General features: G+C 58.7%; 9 protein-coding genes. 8 read left to right on the top strand and 1 reads right to left on the bottom strand.

Annotated features, from left to right (window positions below; genetic code table 11):
* Nucleotides 1-469 precede the first annotated feature (469 nt).
* The 5 genes from AC07UX_RS20915 to AC07UX_RS20895 all read left to right on the top strand — a co-directional run bounded on the left by AC07UX_RS20915 (nt 470) and on the right by AC07UX_RS20895 (nt 5,600).
* A complete protein-coding gene (locus AC07UX_RS20915; protein WP_495193894.1) occupies nt 470-781 on the top strand; it encodes a 2Fe-2S iron-sulfur cluster-binding protein in 312 nt (103 codons plus the stop codon).
* Between the two features lie 278 nt (nt 782-1,059).
* Complete coding sequence (locus AC07UX_RS20910) at nt 1,060-2,379, top strand: aromatic ring-hydroxylating oxygenase subunit alpha (protein WP_495193893.1); 1,320 nt, start codon at nt 1,060-1,062, stop codon at nt 2,377-2,379.
* Nucleotides 2,376-2,990: a 3-phenylpropionate/cinnamic acid dioxygenase subunit beta gene (locus tag AC07UX_RS20905; protein ID WP_495193892.1), complete on the top strand. Its 615-nt coding sequence runs from the start codon at nt 2,376-2,378 to the stop codon at nt 2,988-2,990. The genes AC07UX_RS20910 and AC07UX_RS20905 overlap by 4 nt, the downstream gene beginning before the upstream one ends.
* Complete coding sequence (locus AC07UX_RS20900) at nt 2,990-3,766, top strand: SDR family NAD(P)-dependent oxidoreductase (RefSeq protein WP_495193891.1); 777 nt, start codon at nt 2,990-2,992, stop codon at nt 3,764-3,766. The genes AC07UX_RS20905 and AC07UX_RS20900 overlap by 1 nt, the downstream gene beginning before the upstream one ends.
* A gap of 46 nt (nt 3,767-3,812) precedes the next feature.
* Nucleotides 3,813-5,600, top strand: coding sequence for an AMP-binding protein (locus tag AC07UX_RS20895; protein ID WP_495193890.1), 1,788 nt, complete (start codon nt 3,813-3,815; stop codon nt 5,598-5,600).
* A gap of 18 nt (nt 5,601-5,618) precedes the next feature.
* On the opposite strand, the gene AC07UX_RS20890 is transcribed toward AC07UX_RS20895, so the two are convergent.
* Nucleotides 5,619-6,215: a TetR/AcrR family transcriptional regulator gene (locus AC07UX_RS20890; RefSeq protein ID WP_495193889.1), complete on the bottom strand. Its 597-nt coding sequence runs from the start codon at nt 6,213-6,215 to the stop codon at nt 5,619-5,621.
* Nucleotides 6,216-6,347: 132 nt separating this feature from the next.
* Between AC07UX_RS20890 and AC07UX_RS20885 the strand changes: the two genes are divergently transcribed.
* From AC07UX_RS20885 to AC07UX_RS20875, 3 genes are all read left to right on the top strand, one after another.
* A complete protein-coding gene (locus tag AC07UX_RS20885) occupies nt 6,348-7,184 on the top strand; it encodes an alpha/beta fold hydrolase (RefSeq protein WP_495193888.1) in 837 nt (278 codons plus the stop codon).
* Nucleotides 7,181-8,083: a VOC family protein gene (locus AC07UX_RS20880; RefSeq protein ID WP_495193887.1), complete on the top strand. Its 903-nt coding sequence runs from the start codon at nt 7,181-7,183 to the stop codon at nt 8,081-8,083. Before AC07UX_RS20885 ends, AC07UX_RS20880 begins: the two co-directional genes overlap by 4 nt.
* Nucleotides 8,080-8,466 (top strand): 2-keto-4-pentenoate hydratase (locus AC07UX_RS20875; RefSeq protein WP_495193886.1); only part of this gene is annotated, 387 nt, incomplete at its 3' end. The genes AC07UX_RS20880 and AC07UX_RS20875, both read left to right, overlap by 4 nt.

Below are 8,466 nucleotides of genomic sequence, written 5' to 3'. Positions count from 1 at the left end.
CCGATATCAGCCCCGTAGAACGAAAGCGTGAAACGAAATTGAAACATAAAAGAGCGAATTTGCCTGGAGTGCCTGAATGGCAATAGCGTTTTTCGGTGGACACTTAAAAAGACACAGTCCATACTGTTAAGTATGGACTGTGTGATAAATCGTGACGGCCAGATTGAAGCTCGCAGACGAATTATCACGACGTATATGCATGAAAGCTCATTTATCGGGGGGCATGGCGTCCCGGCAGGCGTGCCTGAACTGGGATTTCAGGCTCCCCCGGCAGTCGGCCGGATGAAGCGCGAAATAAATACCATCCAACCTGAAGCGGTCTTGCCGGCGCGCTTTTTGCGGAGTCAAATGTCATTACGTGAAAGCCTTGCATCATTCTATATTTTTCTCAGCAGTGAGGAGCGCGCGCGTATGACATGCAAGATGCGGCCTCCGATGGCGAGCTCACTATCTCCATATAGGTTGTAAAATGCCAGCTATTACAGTTGTTAACCGTGCCGGCGAAAGCCAAACCATAAATGCAGAGCCAGGGATATCCGTCATGGAGATCATCCGAAACGCAGGCATCGATGAGCTATTGGCGCTTTGTGGCGGGGGGTGTAGTTGTGCAACCTGCCACGTTTACGTGGAAAGCGACATCGGCGCAAATGAGCCTGGTGAAGACGAAAATGATCTCCTCGACAGTTCAGATCACCGGGAGGCGAGGTCGCGACTTTCATGTCAAATTTTATTTGATGAAGCATTGGACGGTCTTAAAGTTCGTATAGCTCCTGAGGATTAAAAAGATCTCGGGGCACCTTGGCCACCACCGAACCGCGGCGCACGCTACTGAAAATGGCCAGAGCGAAATTCGGCGCAGCGGCAATGTCACCGTTCGATTGATAAAAAGGCGTTGAGATTGGCGCTCGATCTTATCGGATGAGGGGTGCGGGAAGGCCGCTCGTACGCTGGGCGCCGAGGCAGCTATCAGGCCATTTCGATATTCTTTATCGATCCTAAAATGAAGATGGACAAAGTCATAATTATACCATACGGTTCGGTATGGAAGAGGAATGAGAGATGAATATCCGAGCAAAAGACCTGGTCGATTGGGATTTTGGCACCGTAGAGCGCCGTATCTTCTGGGAGCCAGCCATTTACGAACAGGAATTGGAGCGCGTGTTCGGTCGCTCTTGGCTGTTTGTCGCGCATGAAAGCCAAGTTGACGCGCCGGGCAGTTTCATCACCACATATATGGGCGAAGATTCAGTCATCGTCGCGCGTGCCGACAATGGATTGGTCAACGTTTTCCTCAACAGCTGCCCTCATCGCGGCAACCGCGTCTGTTTTGCTGACAGCGGGCAGGGGCGGCAATTTACCTGTAATTACCATGGCTGGGCGTTCGGCCTCGACGGTGCGCTCAAGAAGATGCCGAAAATGGGCATCTATAAATCGACGCCGGGCTTTCATATGGAGGATTGGGGGCTCAAGCGCGCCCGTGTCGCATCGTACAAAGGCCTCGTCTTTGCAACCTTCTGCGAGGAGGTGCCGGAATTGGACGCATGGCTCGGCGATTTCCGATGGTATCTGGATGCCGTGCTGGACGTTGAAGAAGGCGGCACGGAATTCCTGCCGGGCGGCGCGACCCGATCGATCATGAAGTGCAACTGGAAGTTTCCGGCGGACAACTTCGTAGGTGACATTTATCACGCACTCTGGACCCATTTGGGCGGTGCTGAGCCTACATTGGGCCAGCATGGTGGCGTGAAGGTCGACAATGCCGGCAGCTATCAGGTGTCGGTCAACGGCCATGGGTGGGAGTTCAACGACAGTTTCTTGGGCAATGCCGCAACCATGGGTGACCGGGAACTGCTGCGTTACATGAAATCCCGACAGGACGCGATTACTGCGCGTCTGGGCGACTTCCGTGCGAAGATGTGGGGGTCGGTCGCATCGGCGACCATCTTTCCCAATTTCTCCTTCCTGCCAGGTTACTTCACCTTTCGTACCTTCCAGCCCAAAGGTCCGCTCAAAACGGAAATCCACGCCTGGACACTGGTGCCCAAGAATATGCCGGAGGAAATCAAGGATCGCTTCCGCCGCGGTTCGATGCGCACTTTCTCTCCGTCCGGCATCCTCGAAATGGATGATGGAGAGAACTGGGAATTTTCCACGCAAGCCAATGCCGGTTGGGTGACGCGTAATCAACGTCTCTGCTACGCCATGGCGCCCGAGGGCGAAGTGGAGCAAGATGGTCTGCCTGGCCATGTCGCTGCAGGACAATTGTCAGATGGCAATCAGAGACTCTTTTACAAGCGCTGGGCAGAGATGATGGATGCGGAAAGCTGGGCTGATATCCCCGTGGCAGAATCCACCGGGATGGCGGAGGCGACGGAATGACCACGCTGGGGATCAAACCCGATTACGCCGCCTTGCCGCGTTTGAGCTATAGCCAGGCGCGCCTAGCAGCAGAGAATTTGCTGGCGATGCACGGCGAAGGCAGGCCGGTCGGTGACCTGCTGCACAGGCAGATCGAACGTTTCTATAATTTGGAGGCGCGGCTGCTCGATGGCGAGCGCTATCATGACTGGTACGCGCTGCTCGCCGACGATCTCTTCTACTGGATGCCGTTGCAGGAAAATCGCTTCCGTCGCGACAAGCGGGCAGTGATCTCGCCGGACAACATGGCGTTTTTTGACGAGACCAAGGCGGACATCGCGGTGCGTCTGGGACGTCTCGATTCTAATCTCGTCTGGACAGAAGATCCGCCCACCCGCCATGTGTATATCATATCAAATATCGAGGCGTTCGAGACCGAGGTGGCGGGCGAATATGAAGTGCATTCTACCTTTATCCAGTATCGCAATAGGTCGGAACATGACGATGCGACATTGGCAGGCCGTCGGCGTGACCTCATTCGTGCGTTGGACGGCAGCTTTCAACTCGTCCGTCGGCTTATCTTGCTGCCGCAGTCGGTTCTGCTGACCAAGAATTTGTCGGTATTCTTCTGATGGGGCGGCTGGTCAATCTCCGCACGGTCGTGACCGGCGCGGGATCAGGGATAGGCCGCGCGGTCGTGCGCCGCTACCTGGCAGAGGGGGCCCGCGTTGTCGCTGTGGTGCGCAAGAGTGCAGATATTTCCGCTCTGGAAGCGGAGGGTGCAGTCGTAATTGAGGGTGACGTTTCGCTCTATGATACGGCTGCGCGCGCGGTCGGCACTGCGGTTGCGCAATGGGGCGGCCTTGACGCCTATGTAGCCAATGCAGGTTTATGGGACTTTCACAAGAAGCTGGAAAAACAGACGCCTGAAGAACTCGAGAAAGGCTTCAACGAGTTATTCGGCGTCAATTTTCTGGGCGCTCTCTACGGGGCGCGGGCGGCCCTGGATGCGTTGAAGGAAAGCCGGGGCAGCGTGATTGTCACTGGCTCCAATGCCTGCTTTCTGGCGGGTGGCGGCGGGGCGCTTTACACGGCGTCGAAATTTGCCTTGCACGGGCTGGTCATGCAGCTGGCAAGAGAATTTGCGCCGCACGTGCGCGTGAACGGCGTCGCGCCAGGCGCAACCGATACGAGCATTTCCGGGCCGTCGGCGCTCGGGCAGGAGGCGCGGGAAATGAACGCCGATGCCGACCGGATGGCTGTGATGCAGCAGCACATGCCGATGGGCCGCGTGTCGAAGGCGGAAGATCATGCCGCCCTCTACGTGCTGCTCGCAGCGCGGGAGGAGAGCAGTTACGTGACCGGCGCAATGCTCAAGTCCGATGGTGGACTGACCATATCGATCTAGCATGGGCTTGTGCCGAGACGGGCGGAAACTATAAAAGGGAGGAAGCATGGCAGGGAATGTGTTGGAGCGCGGTTCTGATGTGCTTGCGGAGCATCGCCCGGACGGATCAATCATTCTTGTCAACCGGCTGGCTCTTCCTGACGTGGAAGGCTCCATTCCTGGTAGACTACGTTATTGGGCCACGCATGCCGCCGACGCTCTATTCCTGACGCAGGGCGTCCAGGCGCTGCGCTATGGCGAGGCGGAAGTGCTTCGCCGTGGGTTGGCATCCCGATTGCTCGGGCTTGACCTTTCCGTAGATCGGCCGCTAATGATCGTGGCCGAGAATGGCATCAACCACGCGCTGCTGATGCTGGCGGCGACCAGTGTCGCCATTCCCGTCGCGATCGTGTCTCCCAGCTATATCGCAGCAGGTGCGGCTCCCTGGACAAAGTTCGGGCGCATCGTCGATCAGATCAGTCCCGCCATTATCGTTGCTGACAATGGGACAGCGGTTGAGGAGGCGTTGGTTGCTGCCGCCACAAAAGCTCAGGTACGGTCTTTATCGGACCTGTCATGGCTGGAACAATTGCCAGTCGCCAGCACGGCTGCGGTTGATGAGGCCGAAGCTTCGGTGACGCTGGACACTGTCGCAAAGCTGTTGTTTACGTCCGGTTCGACGGGTCATCCCAAGGCAGTGCCGAACACGCAGCGCATGATGGTGTCCAACATGCTGGGCCTGTCGGTTGTGTGGCCCTTCCTTTCAGAACGGCCGCCGGTGTCGGTCGACTGGCTGCCTTGGAGCCACACGTTCGGCGGCAATTGCTGCTTCAACACGAACCTGTGGTTCGGCGGCCACTCCCATATCGATGGCGGCCGACCGACAGCAGCGTTGATTGGCCGTAGCATCCAGGCGATCCGTGAGTGGTCACCGACCCTTTATTACAACGTGCCTGCAGGCTTCGAAGCGATGTTGCCCGAGCTGGAGTCCGATAGTGACTTCGCGCGAGCATTTCTGTCCCGGCTGGATTTCATGTTCAATGCTGGTGCAGCGCTGCCTGCTACGCTGCGCAAGAGGCTTGAGGCGGTGGCAAACCGCACGATTGGACGAGCGCCGCGCATTGTTGCCGGTTGGGGTTCAACCGAAACAGCGCCTTTTTCGACCGTTTTATATTTTGACCAGTCCCATGCCTATAATCTGGGTGCACCTATTCCCGGTACGCAGATCAAGATGGTGCCGTTGGACGAGCGATATGAATTGAGGGTAAAGGGCCCAAATGTCATGCCCGGCTATTGGCGTGATGAGGTGACGACGGCAGCGGCCTTCGATGAAGAAGGCTATTATTGCATCGGCGACGCCGGAAAATTGGTGGATCCCGATTGCCCGCAAGAGGGTATCTTATTCGATGGCCGCGTCGCTGAGAATTTCAAGCTGACGTCTGGAACATGGGTTAATGTTGGTGCACTGCGGCTGGCCGTGTTGAGCGCCTTGGAGAAACTCATTTCAGACGCGGTCGTAGCGGGCGAAAGCCGGGCCGACATAGGATTGCTCCTGTTTCCGAACGAAGCGGCCTGCAGAGCACTGTTGGGCGAAGAAGAATGCCAGTTGCTCGGGGAGACATCCGCAAGTGCGCATCCCGCCGTGCAGGTTCGCATAAATGCCCTTTTGCGAGAATATAATGGACGCCAATTAGGGTCGAGCACGCGGATTGCCCGTTACCTGATCGTCGACGAACCACCGAGCGCGGTGCATGACGAGATTACAGAGAAGGGCTATATCAACCAACGCCGAGTGTTGACCCGGCGCGCCTCGCTGCTGGAGCAACTTTACGGTCAGGACCGGCTGGAGCGCTGAGACGCGGCGTTGCAGCCATCAACCGGGCGCAGCCGGGAAATGGGTTTTGAGCAACAAATCCTCGCACATGGTCATGAGCGGACGCTTTTCCACTGGGATCAGCGTGGCAGCGACACGCATGTAGGAATAGGCTAGGACCGCACGGGCCTCCGTCTCTTCGGGGTCCACGCCACATTGGCGCAGCAAGCCGCTGATATAGCTGATGCGCAACTGGTCGACTTCCTCAAGCGCATGGCGGGCCCGCTCCTCCCGTCGGCTCCACAGGCGGATCGCAAGCTCGACATCGGCCGCCCGCGTCGCACGCTGGCCTGACAGCGGCAATTGCAGCAACCGTCGCAGTCGCTGCTCTGGCGAAGTCTCCCCCTTGTCCAGCCTCTCGATGAGCGCCAGCGTGGCGCGACGTCGCCAGTCGACCAGCATGCTGTCGTGCAAGGCAGCGCGGTCCTTGAAATGCCAGTAGAAGCTGCCCTTCGTTACGCCCAACTCTTTGGCGAGTAGTTCAACCCGCACTCCGTCGATCCCGTCCTTTGCCAGCTTTTCCAGCGCGGCCTGGGTCCACGCCGTTGCGTCCAGCCTGGTCGTTTCACCCGACCTGATCTTAGTCTTGTCCACCATAGTTCGCCTTGGACGAACTTGGCCGCAAAATGTCAATCCTCCAGCATGATGGGTCTCCTTTCCATACGGAGCCGTATTGACATCTGGAGGCTTGGCCTGCATCAGAGGGTCTTGGTGGAAGAGGAACGACTGATGGGTGCAGAAGCGGAGTTGGGTCGCGGCAATAGCGTGCGCGCGCTGGACTTGGATACCAACTATCACGAGGCAGGTGAGGGCGCGCCGGTCCTGTTACTTCACGGTTCGGGGCCTGGTGTGTCCGCCTGGACCAACTGGAAGAAGGTGTTGCCGGTGCTAGCGCAGCATTTTCGCGTCATCGCCCCCGACATGGCGGGATTTGGTTTTACTGAACGCAATCCCGAGCTGGCATATGACATCAAGCTTTGGGTCAAGCATCTGATCGCTATTTTGGACGCGCTCGGTATCGAAAAGGCCAGTCTGGTCGGCAACAGTTTCGGCGGGTCATTGGCGCTAGCAGCCGCTGCGCGTTTCCCGGATCGTTTCGATCGGCTCGTGCTGATGGGCACGCCGTGCGACAAGTTCGCCATGACGCCGGGTCTTCGCGCGGGTTGGGACTACACGCCCAGCCGTGAGAATATGCGCGCGGCGATGTCGAACTTCCCCTATGACCTGTCCATTATTACTGACGAGCTGCTCGAGGACCGCTACCAGACCAGTTTGATACCTGGCGCGCAGGAAGGGCTGCGCAAGCTCCTCGCCAAGCCCGCCGAGGAAGGCGAAACCATTCTGTCCGGCATGCCAGAGGCGGTTGTCGCCAATATCCAGCATCCCACCCTGGTGCTGCACGGCCGCGAGGATAAGGTGATCCCGGTCGAGATGGGTCTGAAGTTGGGCCGGGCCATGCCGAACGCTGAATTTCACATGTTCGGGAAGTGCGGCCACTGGGTGCAGTCGGAGCGCTCTGAGTCCTTCCTGACGCTGACTCAACGCCATTTGCGGGGCGGAAAATGAGCGAGATCGAGGCGCTTGGCTATATCGGTCTGGAGGTCTCGGACTTCGCAGCGTGGCAGGGTTTCGCGCGCGACCAGCTCGGTTTGCAATGGGTGGAGCGGGCCGACGGGACGGTTGATCTGCGCATCGACACCTATGCGACGCGCATCCGCCTGCATCAGGGGGCACGTGACGATCTGGCCTATGCCGGCTGGGAGGTGCGGGACGAAGAGGCGCTGAACGCGCTCGCCCTGCGGTTGGAAGGGATCGGCATCGCCGTCACCAGGCCACAGGAGGAGGCCGTGGATCGCCGCGTCCACCGCCTGATCCGCTTCGCTGATCCCGAAGGGAATGTGCATGAGGCCTTTTTCGGTCCGCTGCAAAAGACTAACGATCCTTTCGTCAGCCCGGTCGGCGCGACCTTCAAGACCGGCCGGCAGGGACTTGGCCATCTGGTGCTCAGCTGTCGGGACAAAGATGCGCAGATGGACTTTTTCCAGAATGTGCTGGGCTTCCGCTTATCCGACCATATCCTGACCGAAGTCGTACCCGGACGGCCGATGGAAATCAGCTTCCTGCGCTGCAATGGCCGGCATCATTCGCTGGCGCTAGCGCCCGTGCCGATCCCTAAGAAGATCGTCCATCTGATGGTGGAGGCAAATTGCATCGACGACGTCGGCCGCGCGCTTGATCGCTGCATGAAGGCGGGTACGCACCTGACGTTCACTCTGGGGCGCCATTCCAACGACGACATGCTCAGCTTCTACCCGTTGACCCCCTCGGGCTTCGACGTCGAGTTCGGCTGGGGCGGGTTGGAGGTCGATGACGACAGCTGGCACGTCCTGACACATGATCGCAATTCCGCCTGGGGGCATATTTATCAGCGCCCGCCCAGGCCTGCTAAGCCGGAGGTATCATGACCATTTCCTACGAAGACGCGGCGCTGCGCCTGCGTGAAGCCTATCGGGGCGGTCAGGTTGCGCCGCTGCGAGATGTGCTGGAGCCGACCGATGCGGCCGGTGCCTATACCGTGCAGGCGATCAACACCCGTCATTGGCAGGAGCAGGGCCGTCGGATTGTCGGCCGCAAGGTCGGGCTGACGGCAAAGGCCGTACAGGTCCAGCTTGGCGTCGACCAGCCTGACTTCGGCGTGCTGTTCGAAGACATGCAGATCGTGAACGGCGGCTCGCTGGAAGCCGCCCGCGCGATCCAGCCTAAGGCTGAGGCCGAGGTCGCGATCATGTTGGCTAAGGACCTCTCGGACGACCAGATCAGTGCCGCCGATGTGGCGCAGGCCGTCGAC

The organism is Sphingobium sp. GW821-FHT02B05 (assembly GCF_059421905.1).
The sequence above is the reverse complement of the archived record's forward strand: the minus strand, read 5'-3'. Positions and strand labels throughout refer to the sequence as shown.